Origin of the sequence: Plantibacter sp. CFBP 13570, assembly GCF_014841395.1 — a bacterium.
In the GTDB taxonomy this organism is placed as follows: domain Bacteria; phylum Actinomycetota; class Actinomycetes; order Actinomycetales; family Microbacteriaceae; genus Plantibacter; species Plantibacter auratus.
Window position 1 is genome coordinate 1 of sequence record NZ_JACYTW010000060.1, and the last position, 21,214, is coordinate 21,214.

A 21,214-nucleotide genomic window follows, 5' to 3' on the forward strand; every position below is an offset into this window, starting at 1 on the left:
CGGGCCGGCGCCGTGATCGTCGACCACGGACTGCAACCGGGCTCGGCGGACGTCGCGGCGCGTGCCGCGGACCAGGCGCGCGCCCTCGGGCTCGACCCCGTCCTCGTCCGGGTCGTCGAGGTGGGCTCCGAGGGTGGACCGGAGGCCGCGGCACGGGCGGCCCGGTACACCGCACTCGACGCCGCGCGAGTCGAGGTCGGCGCGTCCCTGGTGCTGCTCGCGCACACCCTCGACGACCAGGCGGAGACCGTCCTCCTCGGCCTCGCTCGCGGGTCCGGAACCGGCAGCCTCCAGGGGATGGCGCCCGTCTCCGGTGCGCTCCTCCGACCCCTGCTCGGGATCCGGCGTTCCCAGACCCGCGAGGCGTGCGCTGCCGAAGGACTCGAACCGTGGCACGACCCGCACAACACCGACGACGCCTACGCGCGGGTCCGGGTCCGGGAACGGGTCCTGCCGGTGCTCGAGGCGGAGCTCGGGCCGGGGATCGCCGAGGCCCTCGCCCGCACCGCCGACGCCGCCCGGGAGGACGCGGAAGCGTTCGAGGAGATGATCGAGGAGACCATCGAGGAGCTCGTCGAGCACGCCGAGGCCGGGATCTCCGTCAGTGCCGGCGCACTCGCGGCCAACCCTGCAGCGCTCCGCCAGCGGATCATCCGGCACATCGTGCAGAGCGAGTTCGGCGTCTCGCTCACGCGGTCGCAGACGATCGAGGTCGCGCGGCTCGTCACCGATTGGGCGGGCCAGGGTCCGATCGATCTGCCCGGCCTGACGGCGTCCCGACACGCGGGACGCATCGTCTTCGCGGCCCGCTGACCGCCGGGCTCTTCGAGCAGGAGGCGCACGGGCTTCCGGGTCATCTCGCATACACTCGACGCATGGAGCAGAGCGACATTTCCGACGACCTCACGACCATCCTCGTCACCGAGCAGGAGATCCGCGACAAGCTCGCCGAACTCGCCCGGCAGATCGAGACCGACTACGCCGGGAAGGACGTCCTGCTCGTCGGCGTGCTGAAGGGTGCGGTCATGGTCATGGCCGACCTCGCGCGCGAACTCCGCATCCCGCTCTCGATGGACTGGATGGCCGTCAGCTCGTACGGTGCCGGCACGAAGTCGAGCGGTGTCGTCCAGATCCGCAAGGACCTCGACGCCGACCTCACGGGCCGCCACGTCCTGATCGTCGAGGACATCATCGACTCCGGCCTCACCCTCTCCTGGCTGCTCGAGAACTTCGCCTCGCGCGGAGCCGCGTCCATCGAGGTCTGCGCGCTCCTCCGCAAGCCCGAGGCCGCCAAGGTGCACGTCGAGTGCAAGTACGTCGGTTTCGACATCCCGAACGACTTCGTCGTCGGGTACGGTCTCGACTTCGACGAGAAGTACCGTAACCTCCGCGACGTCGGCGTCCTCGCCCCGCACGTCTACGCCTGAACCACTCCACCGACCTCACACCGCACCCCCGTTAAGCCCACGGCAAACACAGGGGAGGCATCCAGCGGCGAGGGGGTAGCCTGATTTCCGACGCGGCTCCGCCCGTCGACCCCTCCTGCAGAAAGGGAACGGGCCAGCCCCGGCCTCTCAACTTATGAACGTCAAGCGTCTCTTCAAGGGTCCCATCCCGTACCTCATCATCGCCGCCCTGGTCTTCTGGATCGGCATCAGCCTGATGAGCATGAACGGCTTCCGTGAGGTCTCCACGCAAGAGGGTCTCGCCTTCCTCGAGAAGGGTCAGGTCAAGGAGGCCGTCATCACCGACGGCGACCAGCGAGTCGACCTCACGCTGACGAAGGCGGACGACGAGTTCGGCAAGCAGGTGCAGTTCTACTACGTCGGCGCCCGTGCGGCCGACGTGGTCGAGGCCGTCGACGCCGCAGACCCGTCCGGTGGCTACAACGACAAGGTGCCCCAGCCGAGCTGGCTCCTGTCGATGCTCGGACTCCTCCTCCCGCTGCTCCTCATCGGTGTCTTCTTCTGGCTGATGCTCTCCGGCATGCAGGGCGGCGGCAACAAGGTCATGCAGTTCGGCAAGTCGAAGGCGAAGCTCGTCTCGAAGGAGTCGCCGAAGGTGACCTTCGACGACGTCGCCGGTGCCGACGAGGCGATCGAGGAGCTCGAGGAGATCAAGGACTTCCTCAAGGAGCCCGCGAAGTTCCAGGCCGTCGGTGCGCGCATCCCGAAGGGCGTCCTGCTGTACGGCCCTCCCGGAACGGGCAAGACGCTCCTCGCCCGCGCCGTCGCCGGTGAAGCCGGCGTGCCGTTCTACTCGATCTCCGGTTCCGACTTCGTCGAGATGTTCGTCGGTGTCGGTGCGAGCCGCGTCCGCGACCTCTTCCAGCAGGCCAAGGAGAACTCGCCCGCGATCATCTTCGTCGACGAGATCGACGCCGTCGGTCGCCACCGCGGTGCAGGCATGGGCGGCGGACACGACGAGCGCGAGCAGACCCTCAACCAGCTGCTCGTCGAGATGGACGGCTTCGACGTCAAGACGAACGTCATCCTGATCGCCGCGACCAACCGCCCCGACATCCTCGACCCCGCGCTCCTGCGCCCGGGTCGCTTCGACCGCCAGATCGGCGTCGACGCCCCCGATCTCGCAGGCCGAAAGAAGATCCTCGAGGTGCACGGCAAGGGCAAGCCGCTCGCCGCGAGCGTCGACCTCGAGGTCGTCGCCCGCAAGTCGCCCGGGTTCACCGGTGCCGACCTCGCCAACGTCCTCAACGAGGCCGCGCTGCTCACGGCGCGCTCCAACGCCCAGCTGATCGACAACCGCGCTCTCGACGAGGCCATCGACCGCGTCATCGCCGGCCCGCAGCGCCGCACGCGCGTCATGCGCGAGCAGGAGAAGCTCATCACCGCCTACCACGAGGGCGGGCACGCGCTCGCTGCGGCGGCGATGAACAACACCGACCCGGTCACGAAGGTCACGATCCTCCCGCGCGGCCGTGCCCTCGGCTACACGATGGTCCTGCCCCTCGAAGACAAGTACTCCGTCACGCGCAACGAGCTGCTCGACCAGCTCGCCTACGCGATGGGCGGCCGCGTCGCCGAGGAGCTCGTGTTCCACGACCCGACCACGGGTGCGTCGAACGACATCGAGAAGGCCACGGGCATCGCTCGCAAGATGGTCACCGAGTACGGCATGACCACCGATGTCGGTGCCGTCAAGCTCGGGCAGTCCTCGGGTGAGATGTTCCTCGGCCGCGACATGGGCCACCAGCGCGACTACTCGGAGGAGATCGCGCAGCGGGTCGACGCCCAGGTCCGCGAGCTCATCGAGGCCGCACACGACGAAGCCTGGCAGGTCATCACGACCAACCGGGCCGTGCTCGACCGCCTCGCCGCCGAGCTGATGGAGAAGGAGACCCTCGACCACAACCAGCTGGCCGAGATCTTCAAGGACGTCAAGAAGCTCCCGCCGCGCCCCGTCTGGCTGTCCAGCAAGAAGCGTCCCGTCGGGTCGGGTTCGGCCGTCGGTTCCGCGTCCTTCACAGCACCCATCGACTCCGGTGCGGCAGACGGCGGTGTGAGCTCGGAGCCCGAGCCCGAGGCTCCCGTGAAGCCCAAGCGCACCCGCGCGACGAAGCCGCGACCGGCGACCGCCTAGCCCGCATGACCCACGGCGAGCACACCGCGGACGACGCGGTCGCAGCCGCGCAGGCCGTGCCCGATCAGGGCTCGGCCTCGCGGTCGTCCGTGGACCGCGAGCGGATCGCCGCAGCGATCCTCGAGATCCTCGAGGCGATCGGCGAGGACCCCTCCCGCGACGGCCTCGCCGACACCCCGACGCGTGTCGCCGATGCGTACGCCGAGTTCTTCGGTGGCGTCGGTCAGGACGCCGGTGTGCACCTGGCGCGCCCCATCCCGATCGAGGAGGGCGCGACCAGCGACGCCGTGCTCGTCCGCGACATCGCCTTCCGTTCCGTCTGCGAGCACCACCTGCTCCCTTTCCTCGGCACGGCGCACATCGCCTACCTGCCCGACGAACTCGTCATCGGACTCGGTGCCCTGCCGAAGCTCGTCGACACACTCGCCTCGCGCCCGCAGGTCCAGGAGCGCCTCAGCGAGCAGATCGCCGACACCCTCGTCGAACGGCTCGCGCCCCGTGGCGTCCTCGTCGTGCTCCAGGCCGCACACGGCTGCGTCTCGATGCGCGGGTCACGCCAGCTGACGAGCACCACCGTCACCATCGCCAGCCGTGGAGCCCTGGCCGATCCGGCTGCACGGGCCGAGCTGATGGTCCTGATCGGCGCGTCCGCCGACCAGGCGGGGTGATCGCATGTTCCAGATCATGGGCGTCGTCAACGTCACCCCCGACTCGTTCAGCGACGGCGGCCGGTACCTCGACGTCGACGACGCCGTCGCCCACGGGCTCGAGCTCATCGCGGCCGGCGCGACCATCATCGACGTCGGCGGCGAATCGACGCGGCCCGGTGCCGCCCGGGTCGACACTCGCGAGGAGCAGCACCGGGTCGCACCCGTCATCGCGGCGCTGGCCGCCGCTGGTGCGCGAGTGAGCATCGACACGATGAACGCGGAGACCGCCCGTGCCGCGGCCGACGCCGGTGCCTCGATCATCAACGACGTCTCCGGTGGCCTCGCCGACGACCGCATGCCGGGCGTCATGGCGGCGTCCGGTCTCGACTGCGTCATCAGCCATTGGCGCGGGCACTCGGCCGACATGGCGAGCCGCGCCACGTACACCGACGCCGCGGTCGACGTCGCTCAGGAGCTCGACGATCGGGTGACGACCCTCCGCGGTCAGGGCGTCGACCCCGGTCGGATCGTCGTCGATCCCGGCCTCGGGTTCTCCAAGCACGCCGAGCACAACTGGCGCATCCTCGCCCGACTCGACCTGCTGCGCGAGCTCGGGTACCCGGTGCTGGTGGGCGCGTCCCGCAAGCGGTTCATCGGAGCGCTCCTCCCCGAGGACGCACCGATGGAGGCGCGCGACCTGCCGAGCGCCGTGGTGAGTGTGCTGGCCGCGCAGGCCGGAGCCTGGGGTGTGCGCGTCCACGACGTCGCCGCCACCAGACTCGCTCTCGATACCCTCGATGCATGGCAAGGTGGAGCCGATGACTGATTCGATCACCCTCACGGGCCTGCGGGCGTTCGCGCACCACGGCGTCTTCGACTTCGAGCGCGAGGCCGGACAGGAGTTCGTCATCGACGTCACCGTGTCGCTGGACCTCCGCCCGGCCGCCGGCGGCGACGAGCTCGGCGCGACCATGCACTACGGGGAGCTCGCCGAGGCGGTCGTCGCGGCCGTGGAGCGCGACCCGGTCGACCTCATCGAGACTGTGGCCGAGCGCATCGCCGACGTGGTGCTCGCGAACGAACGCGCGGAAGCGGTCCGGGTCACGGTGCACAAGCCGAGCGCGCCGATCACCGTGCCCTTCGCGGACGTGGCGGTGACGATCGAGCGAACCCAGGCCGATCGCACCCAGGCCGGGCGGGCCGTCTGATGGTCTCGCGCACACCGATCCACGACCCAGCCCGTCGGCCGGGGCCACCGAAGCCCCGTGCCGTCTGGGCCGTCGTGGCCATCGGGGCGAACCTGGGGGACCGCCGGGCGACGATCGCACAGGCGGTGGACGACCTCGCCGCCGTCGACGGGGTGCTCGAGGTGCGGCCGTCGCCGCTCGTCTCGAGCGCGGCCGTCAAGCTGTCCGGCGTCGACGAGTCGGCTCCCGCCTACCTCAATGGTGTCGCGGCCGTCCGCACCCGCCTCCAGCCGCACGCGCTCCTCGACGAACTCCAGCGGATCGAACTCGCGCACGGCCGCGTCCGCGAGGAGCGCTGGGGCGATCGGACGCTCGACCTCGACCTCATCGCCTACGACGACGAGACGATCGACGACGAACGCCTGACGGTCCCGCACCCGCGAGCCGCCGAGCGCGGGTTCGTCGTCGTGCCCTGGCTGCTCCTCGACCCCGACGCGACGCTGCCCGGCGTCGGCCGCCTCGACACCCTCGCGGCCGCCAAGGACGGCTCCGTGGTCCCGGACGACGGCACGCAGCCGTGACCCGCACCACCGCGACACCGCTCATCGTCCTCGCTGGGGTGGGCGTCGTCGTCGGCTTCCTCGTCGAAGTCGCGATGGTCTCCGGTGGACGCGCGTCGATCATCCCGCCCGTCACCCTCGGGGTCTCGCTCGTGGCGGTCGCGATCATCCTCATCGCCCTGTCCTGGCCGATCCGCCGCAGCACGACCGGTCGCGCCACCCGGCGGATCGATCCGTTCCGCGCCATGCGGGTCGCCGCGCTCGCGAAGGCCTCGAGCCATGCGGGCTCCCTGGTGGCCGGGGCGACCGTCGGGATCCTGCTCTTCGTCCTGACCCGCCCGATCCTGCCCGCGATAGGCTCGTTGTGGCTGGTGATCGCGTCCATCGTGGGATCCGTCGCACTCGTCGTCGCCGCCTTGGTGGCCGAGTGGTTCTGCACCGTTCCGAAGGATGATGATGACGACGCCGCACCCGGGGGAGCCCCGTCCCACACCTGATCAGCCCGCTGAACGGCCGCTGATCGAGACGCCGCTGGAGGAGCTGTCGTCGCCGGAGACGGTCCACGCCGGCCCCGCGGAGCAGAGCGGCAAGCGGCTCGAACTGCCTGATGCCGAGTGGCGCCGCGTGAGTCGCAAGCTCATCGCCGTCGAGTTCATCTCCGAGGGCGCCGGCCTCGTGCTCGTCACGGCGGCCGTGGTCTTCGTCGCGCTCGTCTGGGACTGGACCTGGATCTGGTGGCCGTTCGCCGCCTTCGCCGTGATCTCCCTGATCGCCGCCGCGTTCATCCCGCGCCGCATCCGATCGATCGGGTATCAGCTGCGCGCGGACGATCTGTTGTTCCGCCGGGGGATCATGTGGCAGCGCTTCGTCGCCGTGCCGTACGGGCGCATGCAGCTCGTCGACATCAACCGCGGACCCCTCTCGCGGGCGTTCGGCCTCGCCGACCTCAAGTTCGTGACCGCCTCCGCCTCGACCGGAGTGGTGATCAACGGGTTGCCGGAAGCCGAAGCCGAGGGGCTGCGCGACCATCTGGTCGCCGTGGCGGAGAGCCGGCGGACCGGACTGTGAGCGAGCACCAGGCGGCAGGACCGCCGGAGCGGTTCGAAGCTCCGGCCGCGGGTCCTCGGGTGAAGCCGACGGCCGAGGCGATCGTCCCACGGGTGGCCGGACAGAGTCTCGTCGACGGGCAGTGGCACCGGCTGCACCCGGCGACGCCGTTGCTGCGCGGCGGGATCGCGTTCGTCGCCATCCTCGGCATCGTCATCGCGAACCTCCGCGAGCGCCTCATCGAGTTCTTCATCCCCGCTCCGGGCATGGAGCAGCCGACCGACCCGATCGACTACATCCTCAACCACGGCTTCGTCGGGTGGGTGCTGCTCGCGATCGCCGTCGGGCTCATCGTGGTGATCGCCGTGTTCTGGTTCTCATGGCGCATGCACACCTTCCGGGTCACCGACGAGGCGGTGGAGGTGCGCAGCGGGATCCTGTTCCGCACGAACCGCAAAGCCAAGCTCGACCGCATCCAGGGCGTCTCCATCGAGAAGCCGCTCCTCGCCAGGCTCATCGGGGCCTCGCGCATCAACGTGAGCGTCGCTGGCCAGGACGCGAACGTCAAACTCGAGTACCTGTACGGTGCCGACGCCGACGGCCTCCGCCGGGACGTCCTCACGCTCGCGAGCGGGGTGAAGCTCGCCGAACGCCGGCAGACCACCGCAGCCGGCGACCCGGTCGACCCGGTCCTGCCGCCGCAATCGGCGCCCGACGGTGCCGGTGGGGTGTCCCGGTTCGTCACCGAGCGCGTCGACGACTTCATCTCGCCCGAACTCGACCCGGACGAGGCGGTGCCGGACTCCGTCGTGCGCCTGACGCTCGGACGCCTGGTTGGGTCCGCGCTGCTCAGCCCGTTCACCGTGATCGTCCTGATCTCGGTCGTGGTCGGTGTCGTGCTCCTCGTCAACGGGCTGGACTGGGCCTGGTTCTGGCTCGTCCCGATGGTGCTGAGTCTCGGGGCCTTCCTCTGGTCGAGCGTGACGAAGTCGCTGCGCTACAGCATCGCCGCGACGCCCTCGGGCGTCCGCATCGGCTTCGGGCTCTTCTCGACGACCAACGACACCGTCCCGCCCGGCCGGATCCACGCGATCGAGGTGTCGCAGCCCATCATCTGGCGCCCGTTCGGCTGGTGGCGGGTCCGGATCAACAAGGCCGGCCTGTCACTGGAGCAGGCTGCTCGCGGTGCGACGAGCAACACGGTGTTGCCGGTCGGGTCGCTCGTGGACGCCGCCCAGGTCGTGGAGCTGATGCTCGCGGGCCGCATCGACGGCAGCGCCTGGGCGCCCCTGCAGTCGGCCCTCGCCACGCGCGACGGCGTCGGTTTCGTGGGTTCGCCCCGCCGCTCGCGATGGATCAACTGGTTCTCGTGGCGTCGTACCGGCTACGCCCTGCGCGACGGGATGCTGCTGTTCCGGCAGGGGGTGGTCTGGCGCAAACTCCACATCCTCCCGCTCGCACGCCTGCAGAGCCTCCGGATCGACCAGGGACCGCTCCTGCGCGCGCTCGATCTCGCCTCCGCGACCGCGCACACGGTCCCCGGTCCGGTGATCGCCAAGCTCCCGGCCATGGCCCGCGACGAGGCGGTGCGGATGTTCGACGCGGCGTCGGCGGCGATCGTGGTCGCGCAGTCGACCGACCGCAGTCACCGGTGGGCGAGCTTCGACCCCGAGCACCAGCCGTCCGAGGCGCAGGCGACGGCGCCCTACCTCGATGAGCCGGTGGCGCAGTCGGATACCCAGCCGACGACGCAGGCGGACACCGAGCCGTGGCAGGAGCAGAGCCCGGCACCGTCCGTGCCGCTCCCGACGACCGACCAGGACCGGAGGACCACGTGAGCGCGGAACGACGGAGCGCCAGGCTCGGCGTCGGGATCATCGGGAGTGGTCGCGTCGGCCCGGTCATCGGAGCGGCGCTCGGGGGAGCCGGACACGCGATCGTCGGCATCACCGCGGTGTCGGAGGAGAGCCTCGAACGGGCGAACGCCCTGTTGCCGGATGTGCCGGTGCTCGATCCGACCGAGGTGGTCGAGCGGAGCGAACTCGTCGTCATCGCCGTACCCGATGCGCAACTCGCGTCGTTGGTCGAAGGGCTCGCGGCGGTCGGTGCGTGGCAGCCGGGTCAGCTCGTCGCGCACACCTCGGCTCGGTTCGGGACGGCGGTGCTCGCTCCGGCAGCGCGCGCCGGTGCCATCCCGTTGGCGTTGCACCCCGCGATGGTGTTCACCGGGACGAGCCTCGACCTCGCCCGGCTCCACGAGACGTCGTTCGCTGTGACCGCACCGGCCCCCGTCCAACCGATCGGGCAGGCGCTCGTGGTCGAGATGGGCGCGGAGCCCGTGATCATCGCCGAGGCCGATCGTGCGGCCTACGCCGAAGCGGTGGAGACGGCCGCGAGCTTCTCCCGCGCGGTCGTGCAGCAGTCGACGGCTCTGCTCCAGGACATCGGCGTGGAGAACGCCGGCGGGTTCCTGTCGTCGCTCGTGCGGTCGTCGGTCGACGAGGCGCTGCGCGGTGCGACCACGCCCGACGTCGACGAGCTGCTCTAGCCGGGTGGACGGACCGCCGCCCGCCCACCCGAGTCCGGGCAGGCGGGCGGATCCGAGTCAGCGGACCCGTGTCAGCGGCTGCGGCGGCGACGGATCAGCGCGTCCACGGCGAGTCGGCCCGGGCCGGCGAGCGTGAGCGCGAGCGACGCGAGCGCGAGCAGCATGACGTACTCGAAGCCACCGTCGGCGGCGTAGAACCCCGCCGGCAGGTGCACGAGCACCATCGCCACGGCCATCGTCACCGCGAGCAGGGCGCCCACGATGCGCGTGCCGAGGCCGACGATGAGCAGCAGGCCACCGACCACCTCGAGACCGGCGACGACGACCGCCGCGACCTCTGGAGCCGGGATGCCCAGCCCGGCGAACCCGGAGGCGACGCCCGGGATGGAGTCGACGAGGAACTTCTGGAGCCCGTGCGCGATGAACACCACGCCGAGGGCCAGGCGCAGGAGGAGGAGACCAGCGTCGATCCCCGCCTGTCCGCGCGGCGCGGCGGGGGAGGCCGGTACCGGTGGGACGGTGGTGGCTTCGCGGTGGTCGGTGTGCTGGTGGTCGGAGAGCGTCGTCATGACGAGCCTTTCGAGTTCGTTTCCGGCGTCGGTGCCCCCGATCGGGACTCCTGTCCTTCGAGCCAAGCACGGCCCGGGTACCCGGCGATGTCCTCCGAATGGTTGTTCGCAGACCCTTGTCAGGGCGTCGATAGCCGGTTCATAGGAAACCGGCCGTGCGCGCGGCCCGCACGGTCCCCGGTAAACTCCAGTGACCGCACGAGGAGAATCCCACCGCATGACTGACACGACGCCAGAGCCGATCGACGACGCAGCAGAGCAGGCAGAGCTCTCCGAGCAGAAGGCCGTCCGGCTCGCGAAGCGCCAGCGCCTCATCGACGAGGCGACGTCGGGTGCCGGTGGCGCCTACCCCGTCACCCTCCCCATCACCGACACGATCCCGGCGGTGCGCGCCCGCTTCGGTGAGCTCCAGCCCGACGAGGCGACGGGCGTCACGGTCGGCGTCGCAGGCCGCGTCGTGCACCTGCGCAACACCGGCAAGCTCTGCTTCGCCAGCCTGCAGTCGGGCGACGGCAGCCGCATCCAGGCGATGGTGAGCCTCGCCAGCGTCGGCGACGAACAGCTCGCCGCTTGGAAGGAACTCGTCGATCTCGGCGACCACGTCTTCGTCTCCGGCGAGGTCATCTCCAGCCGCCGCGGCGAACTGTCGATCATGGTGGCCGAGTGGACCATCGCGGCGAAGGCGATTCTGCCCCTGCCGAACCTCCACAACGAGCTGAACGAGGAGACGCGGGTCCGGAGCCGGTACCTCGACCTCATCGCCCGCGACCAGGCGCGCAAGAACGTGCTCGACCGGGCCAAGACGGTGGCCAGCCTCCGCCAGACCTTCACCGAGCGCGACTTCGTCGAGGTCGAGACGCCGATGCTCCAGGTCATGCACGGTGGAGCCTCGGCCCGCCCCTTCGTCACCCACTCGAACGCGTTCGACACCGAGCTCTACCTGCGCATCGCGCCCGAGCTGTACCTGAAGCGCGCCGTCGTCGGCGGCATCGACCACGTCTACGAGATCAACCGCAACTTCCGCAACGAGGGCGCCGACTCCACGCACAGCCCCGAGTTCGCCATGCTCGAGGCGTACGAGGCCTACGGCGACTACGGCACCATGGCCGACCTCACGCAGACCCTCATTCAGAACGCCGCGCTCGCGACGAGCGGGAGCCACGTCGTCACCTGGGCCGACGGCACGGAGTTCGACCTCGGTGGCGAGTGGGACCGCATCTCGATGTTCGAGAGCCTCTCCGCCGCCGCTGGTGTCGAGATCACGCCGCAGACGCCGATCGAGGAACTCAAGGCGCTCGCCGAGCGTGAGGGCGTCGAGGTCCCGCACCCCATCCACGGCAAGTACGTCGAGGAGCTGTGGGAGCACTTCGTCAAGGGTGGCCTCGAGCGCCCGACCTTCGTCATGGACTTCCCGGTCGACACGAGCCCGCTCGTGCGCGCCCATCGCTCCATCGCTGGCGCGGTCGAGAAGTGGGACCTCTACGTCCGCGGCTTCGAGCTCGCCACCGGCTACTCCGAGCTCGTCGACCCGGTCGTGCAGCGCGAACGCTTCATCGAGCAGGCGAAGCTCGCCGCACAGGGCGACGTCGAGGCCATGCGTCTCGACGAGGAGTTCCTGCGGGCGCTCGAGTTCGGGATGCCGCCGTCCGGAGGCATGGGGATGGGCATCGACCGACTCCTCATGGCGCTGACCGGTCTCGGCATCCGCGAGACGATCCTCTTCCCCCTGGTCAAGTAGCGGCCACCCGGCAGCACGACCACCGACAGTCAGGCGCGACGATGAGCATGATGGACCCCGGCGACCACCAGGACCCGAAGAAACAGGGGCCGACGACGGCGCGCATCACCATCTGGATCGTGGTCGGCGGGATCGGCCTGTACCTCGTCGTCAGCGGCTTGTGGGGCGCCCTCGCCGGAGGCTCCTGAGGCCGCTGCGCGCTCGTTCGGCATCGGGCGACCACTTCGTTCCGGTCCCTGAGCGAATCCTCCGGTCCCTGAGCGAATCCTCCGGTCCCTGAGCGAATCCTCCGGTCCCTGAGCGAACCCTCCGGTCCCTGAGCCTGTCGAAGGGCGGTACGATTGACGAGTGATCGAAGACTACTGGCTCAACGCGCTCTGGTCGCTGCTGCCCACCGTGGTCGTCGGCATCATCTTCTGGGTCGTCATGCGCGCCATCCTGCGGTCCGACCGCAACGAGCGCAAGGCGTACGCGCAGGTCGAGGCGGAGCAGCGCGCGAAGCTGGGTCTCCCGCCGGTCGAGCCCTCCGGCCCTCGCGAGGTCTGACCCGCCCGTATCACGTGGCGATGTCACCCCACAGCTGTCCGGCATGGTCAGTAGGCTGGAGCCTCGGCAGCTGAGCGGATGGGCGACATGACGATCGAGTTCTCCTGGAACTGGCTGGGCATCACGGCCCTCGTCCTGGACTTCATCATCCGTGTCATCGCGGTGATCGTCGTCCCGCGCAACCGGCGCCCCACCGCCGGGATGGCCTGGCTGCTCGCGATCTTCCTCATCCCGTATGTCGGCGTCATCGCCTTCCTCCTCATCGGCAACCCGAAACTGCCGCGGGTGCGCCGGCGGAAGCAGTACGACATCAACGTCTACATCCGCCAGACGACCCGCGACCTCGTCAAGGCGAACCTGACGTCGAACGCCCCGGCCTGGTTCCGGTCGGTCGTGACGCTCAACCGCAACCTCGGGTCGATGCCGCTGCAGGGCGGGAACACCGCGAGTCTCATCGGTGACTACGAGGCCTCGCTCCATGCCATGGCCGACGAGGTCGACCGTGCCGAGCAGTTCGTGCACGTCGAGTTCTACATCCTCACCTGCGACCGCACCACGAAGCCGTTCTTCGACGCGCTCGAGCGCGCAGTGGCCCGCGGCGTCACGGTCCGGGTGCTGCTCGACCATTTCGCGAGCTGGCGGACCCCCGACTACAAGCACACGCTGAAACGCCTCACCGCGATGGGTGCCCAGTGGGCGCTCATGCTCCCGCTCCAACCGTTCAAGGGCAAGTTCCAACGTCCCGACCTCCGGAACCACCGCAAGATGGTGATCGTCGACGGCGCGGTCGCGTTCATGGGCTCGCAGAACATGATCGACCGGAGTTACAACAAGCCGGGCAACATCAAGCGGGGTCTCCAGTGGCAGGAGCTCATGACGCGGGTGGAGGGCCCCGGGGTCGCGGGGATCAACACGATCTTCCTGAGCGACTGGTACAGCGAGACGGGCGACGTGCTCTCCCACGAGGTCGGCCTGCTCGAGGCCCGACCGGTGGGCGACCTCGAGCTGCAGGTCGTGCCGAGCGGGCCGGGGTTCGACGGCGACAACAACCTCAAGCTGTTCCTCACGCTCATCTACGCGGCGCAGCGGCGCATCGTCATCACGAGTCCGTACTTCGTGCCTGACGAGTCGTTGCTCGCAGCGGTCACGACGGCGGTCCAGCGTGGTGTGCCGGTCGACCTGTTCGTCTCGGAGATTGGCGACCAGGCGATGGTGTGGCACGCGCAGCGCTCCTACTACGAGGCGCTCCTGCGAGCCGGCGTGCGGATCTTCCAGTACCCGGCGCCGTACATCCTGCACGCGAAGCATTTCACGATCGACGACGACGTCGCCGTGATCGGGTCGAGCAACATGGACATGCGTTCCTTCGGTCTGAACCTGGAGGTCTCGCTCATGGTCCGCGGGCGCGAGTTCGTCCAGGAGATGCGCGGCGTCGAGGACGGGTACCGGGAGATCAGCAAAGAGCTGACGCTCGCGGAATGGTTGAAGCAGCCCCTCCGGTCGACCGTGCTCGACAACCTCGCCAGATTGACGTCAGCGCTGCAGTAACTGATATGTGTCGTTTCCAACAGATATATCTGTCTGATATTCTCGCAGGGTTCACCCCCTCGAGAAAGCGACTCCATGTCACTTCTGTTCTCCCCGCCACGCGCACTCGCGGCCTGCACTGCCGTTGCGGCAGCAGCTGTGATCGGCTTCGGCGCGATCGTGCCTGCGTCGGCCGCGACCGATCCGCCGACGACCGACGACACCTCGTCGGCGTCTCCCGAGGCGCCGGCGGCGCCCGACGCTGAGCCCGCGGCTCCGACGGCGGTCGTGCCCGACGCGGGACCGCTGACCCTGTTGACCAAGCTGCAGCGCACCGTCACCGGTACAGCGCCCTTCGACGACGATGCAGGGCCCGGTCGAGACACCAGCGGCGAGGATCTCATCGTCCGCTCGCACGACACCGTCTCGTACCGGATCGAGGTCCAGGTGAACGGCACGGCTCAGGACGGCGTGGTGACGATCCGTCAGGAGCTCCCTTCGGGCATGACCTGGCCTGCCGTCGGGTCGCTGCCCGGCTACTGTGGCGACGGTTCGGTCGTGAGCGACGATGCGCGCACCGTCGACTGCGTCGTGCACGAGGTCGCACCGAACTCCGTGTCGACCTACGACCTGATCGCCTCCGCCAGCACGGCACTGCCCGACGGAACCGTCCTGCCGGCTCCGGCGGACGCCATCCAGGTGTCGGCCGCCGACGCGACGAGCGGGCAGGCCGCGTCTTCGACGGTGACGCCGGACGACCTCGTCATGAGCACGGGTCCCCGCCTCAATCTCGGCGTCAAGCGGCACACCACCGACCAGGTCGCGGTCAACGCGGAGGGGGTCAGGGGGTACCGCGTGTACTTCGACACGTTCCTCGACCTCGCCGACTACAACGCAGCCGGCGGACTCGGCGCACGGGGCCAGTCGGCCATCGTCGGTGACGTGACGTTCGACATCGATCTGTCCGACTTCAGCGACCATGCCGAAGCCGTCGATCTGGCCGGGCAGCGGTGCGCGCTGAACCCCTACGACGGCAATGCGTTCCCGTGGAGCGCCGGCGGTGCGGAGAACACCGTCACCGACTCGGGTACCTGGACGTGCACAGCCGATGCGGCGAACCCGCAGCTGATCCACGTGGTCGTTTCCGGTGCCGACCTCAGCGCGGATCACGTCCCGACGAAGACCGCCTCCGGCGCCAACATCACCACCCGGGGCTACGTCGCGATCGGCAAGTTCGCGGTCTTCGTGCCGCACACCGACGTCCCGTCCGACGGAAGCATCGACGCGCTCGTCACCCTGCGAGACCTCGTCGCGTTCGGCGAGAACGCAGCCGGTGAGCCCATCGCGAACCGTGCGGAGCCGCTGACCGACAACACCGTGACGACGCGCCTCACCCGACGCGTGGGAACGGGCCACAGCACGCGGTATCTCGACAGCGCGTCCAACCTCACCAAGGTCCCCGGCCAGAGCACGGTCGGTTCCGGAGACGGTCCGGTGACCAGCGGGCAGACCTTCGTCGCACATACGGCCGTCATCAACTCCTCGGTGGAGGCGCCGATGACGGGCGCGATCGTGTGTCAGGTCTTCGACCCCAAGACCCAGTTCGTCGCGACCGCGGGTGCCAGCGCGCCTCCGGTCACCGTCCGGGCGAGTGGGGCGGCCGACGGGTTCAATCCGAGTCAGGTCATCGTCGAGTACGGCACGACGCCGGTCGTCGACGCCACCGCCGACGACGAGACCCGCTGGGGCGGCCTCGACGCCGCGACGTGCGACGATTCCGACGACACCTGGACCGCGAACTGGCAGTCGCTCGATCTCGAGGACGTCACGCGGGTGCGCTACCGTCCCGTCGGCGGCGAGTTGTCTGCGGGAGCGCAGTTCAACGGGTCGCTCACGCTGCAGCTCCGCGATGGTCTGCCGGTCGGCGAGACCATCATGGAGACCTACTCCGTGAAGTCCACCTCGATGTACAGCGACGACGCCGATGCGCCGACCCACTGGATCGAGGACGCCTGGTACCACGGGAAGTACAACCCGGTGCAGTCGACGAACAAGGACTTCCCCCGTGGAGACCGCCTCCTCGTCTCAGAGGGGTCCGTCGCCATCGCCAAGCGCGCGATCGCACCCGCCGTCGATGCAGGATCGCCGGCGCACGTCGCCTCAGGAGAACGTGTGCAGTTCGAACTGACCCCGCAGATCGCCAGCAAGTCCGGCCTCGCCGACTCCGCGCGCGACGTCGTCGTGGTCGACCGACTCCCGAAGGGGCTCGCCTTCGACCCTGCAGACGTCTCGTCCGCTCCGGACTCGGTGGTGACCGCGGAGGACGGCACCACCGAGCTCACCTGGTCGTTCGAGCGGATCGACCGCGGGAGCGAGCCCGTCATCACCTACTGGGCCAAGACCGACTCGACGATCGTCGGCGACCTCGTCAATCAGGTCATCGTTTCGAGCTCCGACGACCCCTCGTCGCTCGAGGAGATCCCCGAATCGCCGACGATCTCCGACGCGCACTACTCGCGCCAGACGGTCTCGCTCAGCGCCCCCGGCGGGCTGCGCATCGAGAAGTCGGTGGCACAGCAGGCGGTGGAGTCCGGCGACGACATCGACTACACCGTCGCGTTCGCGAACATGAACGCCGACACCCCGCAGCAGGACGCCTCGTCGATCGACGTGCTGCCGTACGCCGGTGATGCACGCTCCTCCTCCGTCGAGGGTGTGCTGGCAGCAGCGGTCGAGGCGCCGTCCGGTGTCACGGTCCGGTACACGGACGCCGATCCGGCGGCCGTCGCCGCGGCATCCGTCGTCGACGGCAGTGCCGGATACGGCAGGCTCCCGGCCGGTTCGGCCTGGTGCACCGCGTCCGAGCTCGGCGCCGAGGGCTGTGCCACGTCCTTCGCCGACGTCACCGCGATCCGGATGGACGTCGATTCGCTCGCGGCCCTGGAGCGCCTCGAGGTCCGATACACCCTCGTCTCGGAGGGCGCGCCGAGCGGTGCCACCTTCGTGAACGACGCTACCGTCCGCTCGGCGACCCAGACCCTGGGGGCCCGGTCGCCGCTCGTGAGCACCCGTGTGGTGTCGACGTCGATCGGTCAGCGTCTGTGGTGGGACACGAACGAGGACGGTCTCGACAACGACGGCCCGGAGGGGACGCCCGGTGAGGGCGTCGCCGACGTGCCCATGCGCCTGTCCGGAGTCGACAAGTTCGGTGAAGTCGTCGAGGCCGAGACGGGGACCGACTCGACCGGCTCCTACCGGTTCTCGGGTCTCGTGTCCGGTGAATACGCGATCGTCGTGGACGTCCCGGCGAACGCGGGTGTGACCACCTTCCGCGTCGGCGACGACGACCTGCTGAACTCCGCTGTGGACGCCGCTGCGGGCGTGATGGAGGACATCACGATCGTCGATCCCTCACCCACCGGTGCGGACGGTGAGGACCTGACCTGGAACGGTGGGCTGGTCGTCGGAGCCGAGCCCCCGGTTGCGCCCGTGGATCCGCCCGGCATTCCGAAGGTCGACGAAGCTACCGCGAAGACCACCCGCGGCGACCTGGCCGAAACCGGTACGGCCTGGGTGTTCGCGGGGGCCGTGACGGCCGCGCTGCTCCTTGCGATCGGAGCCGGTCTCGTCCTCGCCCGCCGTCGTCGGATGGAGCCTGAGACGACGGCCGAGTGATCCCATCGAAGGGGGTCGACCGCATCGCGGTCGGCCCCCTTCGTCGTGCTCCGGATGTCGCGCCCGTCCCCGACAATCGTCCTGCATCGCAATAAAAGTTGAATATCCCACATATCAGTCGACCAATTTGTGTATCGTGTGACGGCCCCCTCTCCTCCAGAAGGTCGGACCCACGTGAACACCATCCTCTTCCGCAGGGCGCTCGGCGCCCTGTCCATCGTCGCCGTCACCGGCGGCGCCATGCTGCCGGTCACGGCACCGGACACCACCTCGACTCCCGCTGCCGCCTCGACCCAGGCGCTCGGCCTCAACACGTCACTGCAGCGCACCGCCACCGGGAGCGTTCCCTTCGATCCGGCGCCCGGTCCGGGGCTCGACGTCTCACCCGACGACGCGGTGCTGCGGTCCCACGACGCCGTGACGTACACGATCGAGGCGCAGCTGCGCGGTGCCGCCCGCGACAACCGGGTGGTCGTCCGACAGCGGCTGCCCGAAGGGTTGCAGTGGCCCACCGTCGATCAGTTGCCGGGGTACTGCGTCGCCGGATCGACGGTCAGTCCCGATCGCGCCGTCCTCGACTGCGTCCGCTCCGACGTCCTCCCGAACTCCGTGAGCGCCATCGAGCTCACCGCGATGCTCACCACCGCGCCGGCGAACGGCACCGTCATCAGCGCACCGCAGGACGGCATCGAGATCATCGCCGCCGACGCCGCCGACGGGTCCGAGATCCGGGCCAGCACGACCGCACCGGATCTGGTGGTGAGCAGCGGCCCGCGCATCAACGTCGGCGTCCGACGGGGGCCGGTCGTCGACGGCGTGCAGGAGCAGGACGGCACGGTGGGTTGGTACATCGCACACGACACCTACCTCTCGATCACCGATTTCGGCACCGACGAGGGACGCGGCGCTCGCGGATCCGGGAACGTCGTGGGCGACGTCACCTTCGTCATCGATCTCAACGGGTATCCAGCCGGCGCGCGGCTCGCGACCGTCAACCCTGAGGGGAGGCCAGTGCCTCAGAGCTGTCTCACCGGAGCCTTCGACTCCGCGGTCTTCCCGAAGGCGGCGGGCGGAGGCGACGACGCGGTCTCGGATTCCGGGACCTGGACCTGCGAGCCGGCAGCCGACGGCCGCTCCGTCCTCGTCACGGTCAGTGGGGCCGACCTGAGCGGCGACCACATCCCGTCGCGGTCCGCCTCCGGCTCCGCGATCACGGCGCAGGGCTACCTCGCAATTGGACGATTCGGCGTGTTCGTGCCCGAGGACGACGTCCCGGCGAACGGCGCCCTGCCCGTGCGGCTGGACCTCGTCGATCTCCGTGTGACGGGTGTCGCTGCCGACGGGACGCCCCTGCCGAACGTTCCGGAGCCGTTGGCGGACAACGGCGCCACGGCGACGATCGCGCAGCGCACCGGCGGCGGAGACCACGCGAGCCGGTACTCCGACCGCCGGACCGACAACCGCATGGTGCCCGGACAGAGCACGGCCGGCTCCGGCGACGGGCCTGTCGCCGGCGGCCAGCGGTTCGAGCAGACCGTCGCCTGGAACAACACCACGACGAGTGCCTTGACCGGCGCCGTGCTCTGCGCGGTGTTCGACCCGGCCACCCAGCAGGTCGGTGAGCGTCCCGGCGGTGGTGACCCGGCGGAGTTCCGCTCCACGGCCGGGGCCGTGATCGTCGAGTACGGGACGACGCCCAGTGTCGACGCCGCGGCCGACGCCGAGACCCGCCAGTCGCAGATGGATGCGACCACCTGCGACGACGCCGACGACACGTGGATCTCCGACCCGTCACTCGTCGACACCGACGACATCACGAAGGTCCGTCTTCGTCCCGTCGACGGCGAGCTCCCTCCCCGCACGAGCGTGACCCTGTGGGTGCAACTGCAGGCCATACCGGGCCTCGACGTGGGCACCATGATCACCGAGACCTACAGCATCAAGTCCTCCGGCAATGGTCCGGACCGGGAGTCGGCGACCGCCTGGGTCGAGGACGGATGGTGGCACGGCCAGTATCGCGCGTCCGAGGGCAACGCACAGTACCCCCGTGGTGATCAGCTGGTCGCCGCGAACGCGGCGGTCACGCTCAACAAGCGGGCCATCTCGCCGGAGGTCGCGCCTGGCGCGCCGGCACCGATCGCGGCTGGCTCACCCATCACCTTCGAGGTGCGTCCGCAGATCATCACCCCCGACGGGGTGGCCGATCGAGCTGACGCCGTGACGGTCACGGACTCCCTGCCGGCCGGGTTCCTCTTCGACGAGGGTTCGGCGACCCCGGCGGCCACGACCGTGGTCCCGCAGGCGGACGGCAGCACGCTCCTCACCTGGGACCTCGGGCGGATCCGACAGGGAGCCGAGCCAGTGATCGCCTACACCGCGGTCTCGGACCGGTTCTCCGTCGGACAGTTCCTCAATCGTGCGATCGTCGCGAGTCCGGACGACCCGGGGTCCCTGACGGACTTCCCCGCGGAGCCAGGACGACTCGACTCCCACTACTCCTGGCAGTCGATGGTGGTCACCACCCCCTCCGGGCTACAGATCGACAAGCACGTCGCCCGGTCCGTCGTCGAATTCGGCGACGCGGTCGAGGTCGACGTCGTCTTCGGCAACATGAGCGCCGGGGCCGTGCAGCGCGAGGTGCGGATGATCGACGTCCTCCCGTACCCGGGCGACGAACGTGGCTCGACCGGGCAGGGCGTCCTGGCGGGTCCGGCCTCGTCGGACGGAGCGGACCTCCGCTACACGGCGGCGCCCGGTGACGCGGTCGCGAGCCACGTCGACCCCGTCGTCGACGACGGCTTCGGCACCCTGCCGGACGGAGCGCGGTGGTGCGGGGCGGACGAGTTCGGCATGACCGGCTGCCCGGCGTCCATCGCGGAGGCGACCGCGATCGAGGCCACCGTCGCCGAGCTCGCGCCGTTCGCGCCCGTGGTCGTCGCCTACGAGCTGGCGACCACCGGTGCCGCGGTCGACGCGCGGTTCGTGAACGACGCCGTCGTGCACTCCGCGACGCAATCGCTCGGCGCACAATCGCCTCAGGTCGCGGCCCAGTTGGTGAGCTCGGCGCTCGGCGAACGCATCTGGTGGGATCTCGACGCGAACGGGCTCGACGACGACGGGCTCGACGGGACGCCGGGGCCTGGTGTCGCAGACGTCGAGCTCGAACTGACCGGCACCGACAAGCGCGGTGAGCCGGTCACCCGGACCGCCAGGACCGACGCCGACGGACGGTACCGGTTCGACGCGGTCCTCTCCGGTGCATACCGGATCGACGTGCGACTCCCGGACGACCTGGTGGCCGACGCCACGTCGCCTCGGGTCGGCGACGACGATCTCCGGAACTCCGCGATCGACCCTGCGGAGTGGGTCATGCCGGACATCGTGATCGCCGACCCGTCGCCGAGCGGAGCGGACGGCGAGGACCTCCGTTGGAACGGCGGTCTCATCGCGACCAACCCCGGGACCGGCCCGGAGCCGGAACAGCCGGGCGCGACGCCGGGTGCGCCGGAGGGCACGTCCAGCCGGGACACCGCGAGTCCGCTCGCCGTCACCGGCGCCGGGCTCACG

The 21,214-nt window shown here is 69.9% G+C and carries 18 protein-coding genes; 17 read left to right on the forward strand and 1 reads right to left on the reverse strand.

All coding sequences use genetic code 11. From position 1 onward, the window contains the following. From tilS to IFT89_RS16395, 11 genes are all read left to right on the forward strand, one after another. A partial coding sequence (gene tilS, locus IFT89_RS16345) for a tRNA lysidine(34) synthetase TilS (RefSeq protein WP_202939478.1) occupies positions 1-813 on the forward strand: 813 nt, incomplete at its 5' end. A gap of 62 nt (positions 814-875) precedes the next feature. Beyond that, positions 876-1,427 (forward strand): hypoxanthine phosphoribosyltransferase, encoded by a 552-nt coding sequence (gene hpt / locus IFT89_RS16350; protein WP_064294334.1) that lies wholly within the window; start codon positions 876-878, stop codon positions 1,425-1,427. A gap of 154 nt (positions 1,428-1,581) precedes the next feature. Next, positions 1,582-3,600, forward strand: coding sequence for an ATP-dependent zinc metalloprotease FtsH (ftsH, locus tag IFT89_RS16355; protein WP_079705154.1), 2,019 nt, complete (start codon positions 1,582-1,584; stop codon positions 3,598-3,600). A 5-nt stretch (positions 3,601-3,605) separates the two neighbouring features. Then, complete coding sequence (folE, locus tag IFT89_RS16360) at positions 3,606-4,268, forward strand: GTP cyclohydrolase I FolE (RefSeq protein WP_202939479.1); 663 nt, start codon at positions 3,606-3,608, stop codon at positions 4,266-4,268. A 4-nt stretch (positions 4,269-4,272) separates the two neighbouring features. Beyond that, a complete protein-coding gene (folP, locus tag IFT89_RS16365; protein ID WP_137242241.1) occupies positions 4,273-5,076 on the forward strand; it encodes a dihydropteroate synthase in 804 nt (267 codons plus the stop codon). Continuing rightward, positions 5,069-5,458, forward strand: a complete 390-nt coding sequence (gene folB / locus IFT89_RS16370) for a dihydroneopterin aldolase (RefSeq protein WP_079705157.1) — start codon at positions 5,069-5,071, stop codon at positions 5,456-5,458. The genes folP and folB overlap by 8 nt, the downstream gene beginning before the upstream one ends. After that, positions 5,458-6,018 carry a 2-amino-4-hydroxy-6-hydroxymethyldihydropteridine diphosphokinase gene (gene folK / locus IFT89_RS16375; protein ID WP_202939480.1) on the forward strand — a complete coding sequence of 187 codons (561 nt, stop codon included), beginning with the start codon at positions 5,458-5,460 and terminating at the stop codon, positions 6,016-6,018. Before folB ends, folK begins: the two co-directional genes overlap by 1 nt. Next, positions 6,015-6,494, forward strand: coding sequence for a DUF3180 domain-containing protein (locus IFT89_RS16380; RefSeq protein ID WP_202939481.1), 480 nt, complete (start codon positions 6,015-6,017; stop codon positions 6,492-6,494). The genes folK and IFT89_RS16380 overlap by 4 nt, the downstream gene beginning before the upstream one ends. Further along, complete coding sequence (locus IFT89_RS16385; RefSeq protein ID WP_374190802.1) at positions 6,451-7,065, forward strand: PH domain-containing protein; 615 nt, start codon at positions 6,451-6,453, stop codon at positions 7,063-7,065. Before IFT89_RS16380 ends, IFT89_RS16385 begins: the two co-directional genes overlap by 44 nt. Beyond that, a complete protein-coding gene (locus IFT89_RS16390) occupies positions 7,062-8,882 on the forward strand; it encodes a PH domain-containing protein (RefSeq protein WP_202939482.1) in 1,821 nt (606 codons plus the stop codon). Before IFT89_RS16385 ends, IFT89_RS16390 begins: the two co-directional genes overlap by 4 nt. Next, positions 8,879-9,592, forward strand: coding sequence for a Rossmann-like and DUF2520 domain-containing protein (locus IFT89_RS16395; protein ID WP_124768742.1), 714 nt, complete (start codon positions 8,879-8,881; stop codon positions 9,590-9,592). Before IFT89_RS16390 ends, IFT89_RS16395 begins: the two co-directional genes overlap by 4 nt. A 71-nt stretch (positions 9,593-9,663) precedes the next feature. Here IFT89_RS16395 and IFT89_RS16400 read toward each other — a convergent pair whose 3' ends face one another. Then, positions 9,664-10,161, reverse strand: coding sequence for a DoxX family protein (locus IFT89_RS16400; protein ID WP_202939483.1), 498 nt, complete (start codon positions 10,159-10,161; stop codon positions 9,664-9,666). A gap of 217 nt (positions 10,162-10,378) precedes the next feature. On the opposite strand from IFT89_RS16400, the gene lysS reads away from it, so the two are divergent. From lysS to IFT89_RS20860, 6 genes are all read left to right on the forward strand, one after another. Continuing rightward, positions 10,379-11,899 carry a lysine--tRNA ligase gene (lysS, locus tag IFT89_RS16405; protein ID WP_137242236.1) on the forward strand — a complete coding sequence of 507 codons (1,521 nt, stop codon included), beginning with the start codon at positions 10,379-10,381 and terminating at the stop codon, positions 11,897-11,899. A gap of 41 nt (positions 11,900-11,940) precedes the next feature. Further along, entirely contained in the window at positions 11,941-12,087 is a 147-nt protein-coding gene (locus IFT89_RS16410; protein WP_153303387.1) for a hypothetical protein, read from the forward strand. Between the two features lie 160 nt (positions 12,088-12,247). Then, positions 12,248-12,445 (forward strand): hypothetical protein, encoded by a 198-nt coding sequence (locus IFT89_RS16415; protein ID WP_213014309.1) that lies wholly within the window; start codon positions 12,248-12,250, stop codon positions 12,443-12,445. Between the two features lie 78 nt (positions 12,446-12,523). After that, entirely contained in the window at positions 12,524-13,993 is a 1,470-nt protein-coding gene (cls, locus tag IFT89_RS16420; RefSeq protein WP_137242235.1) for a cardiolipin synthase, read from the forward strand. Positions 13,994-14,068: 75 nt separating this feature from the next. Further along, positions 14,069-17,647 (forward strand): SdrD B-like domain-containing protein, encoded by a 3,579-nt coding sequence (locus tag IFT89_RS16425; protein WP_202939484.1) that lies wholly within the window; start codon positions 14,069-14,071, stop codon positions 17,645-17,647. 174 nt (positions 17,648-17,821) lie between these two features. Further along, positions 17,822-21,214, forward strand: a 3,393-nt coding sequence (locus IFT89_RS20860) for an SdrD B-like domain-containing protein (protein ID WP_213014307.1), incomplete at its 3' end; no start/stop codon positions are given.

Excerpts from the sequence above, each read along its gene's own strand:
- hpt (WP_064294334.1), top strand. The coding sequence starts at position 876 with ATGGAGCAGAGCGACATTTCCGACGACCTCACGACCATCCTCGTCACC.
- ftsH (WP_079705154.1), top strand. The coding sequence starts at position 1,582 with ATGAACGTCAAGCGTCTCTTCAAGGGTCCCATCCCGTACCTCATCATC.
- folE (WP_202939479.1), top strand. The coding sequence starts at position 3,606 with ATGACCCACGGCGAGCACACCGCGGACGACGCGGTCGCAGCCGCGCAG.
- folP (WP_137242241.1), top strand. The coding sequence starts at position 4,273 with ATGTTCCAGATCATGGGCGTCGTCAACGTCACCCCCGACTCGTTCAGC.
- folB (WP_079705157.1), top strand. The coding sequence starts at position 5,069 with ATGACTGATTCGATCACCCTCACGGGCCTGCGGGCGTTCGCGCACCAC.
- folK (WP_202939480.1), top strand. The coding sequence starts at position 5,458 with ATGGTCTCGCGCACACCGATCCACGACCCAGCCCGTCGGCCGGGGCCA.
- IFT89_RS16385 (WP_374190802.1), top strand. The coding sequence starts at position 6,451 with ATGATGACGACGCCGCACCCGGGGGAGCCCCGTCCCACACCTGATCAG.
- IFT89_RS16400 (WP_202939483.1), bottom strand. The coding sequence starts at position 10,161 with ATGACGACGCTCTCCGACCACCAGCACACCGACCACCGCGAAGCCACC.
- lysS (WP_137242236.1), top strand. The coding sequence starts at position 10,379 with ATGACTGACACGACGCCAGAGCCGATCGACGACGCAGCAGAGCAGGCA.
- IFT89_RS16410 (WP_153303387.1), top strand. The coding sequence starts at position 11,941 with ATGAGCATGATGGACCCCGGCGACCACCAGGACCCGAAGAAACAGGGG.
- cls (WP_137242235.1), top strand. The coding sequence starts at position 12,524 with ATGGGCGACATGACGATCGAGTTCTCCTGGAACTGGCTGGGCATCACG.
- IFT89_RS16425 (WP_202939484.1), top strand. The coding sequence starts at position 14,069 with ATGTCACTTCTGTTCTCCCCGCCACGCGCACTCGCGGCCTGCACTGCC.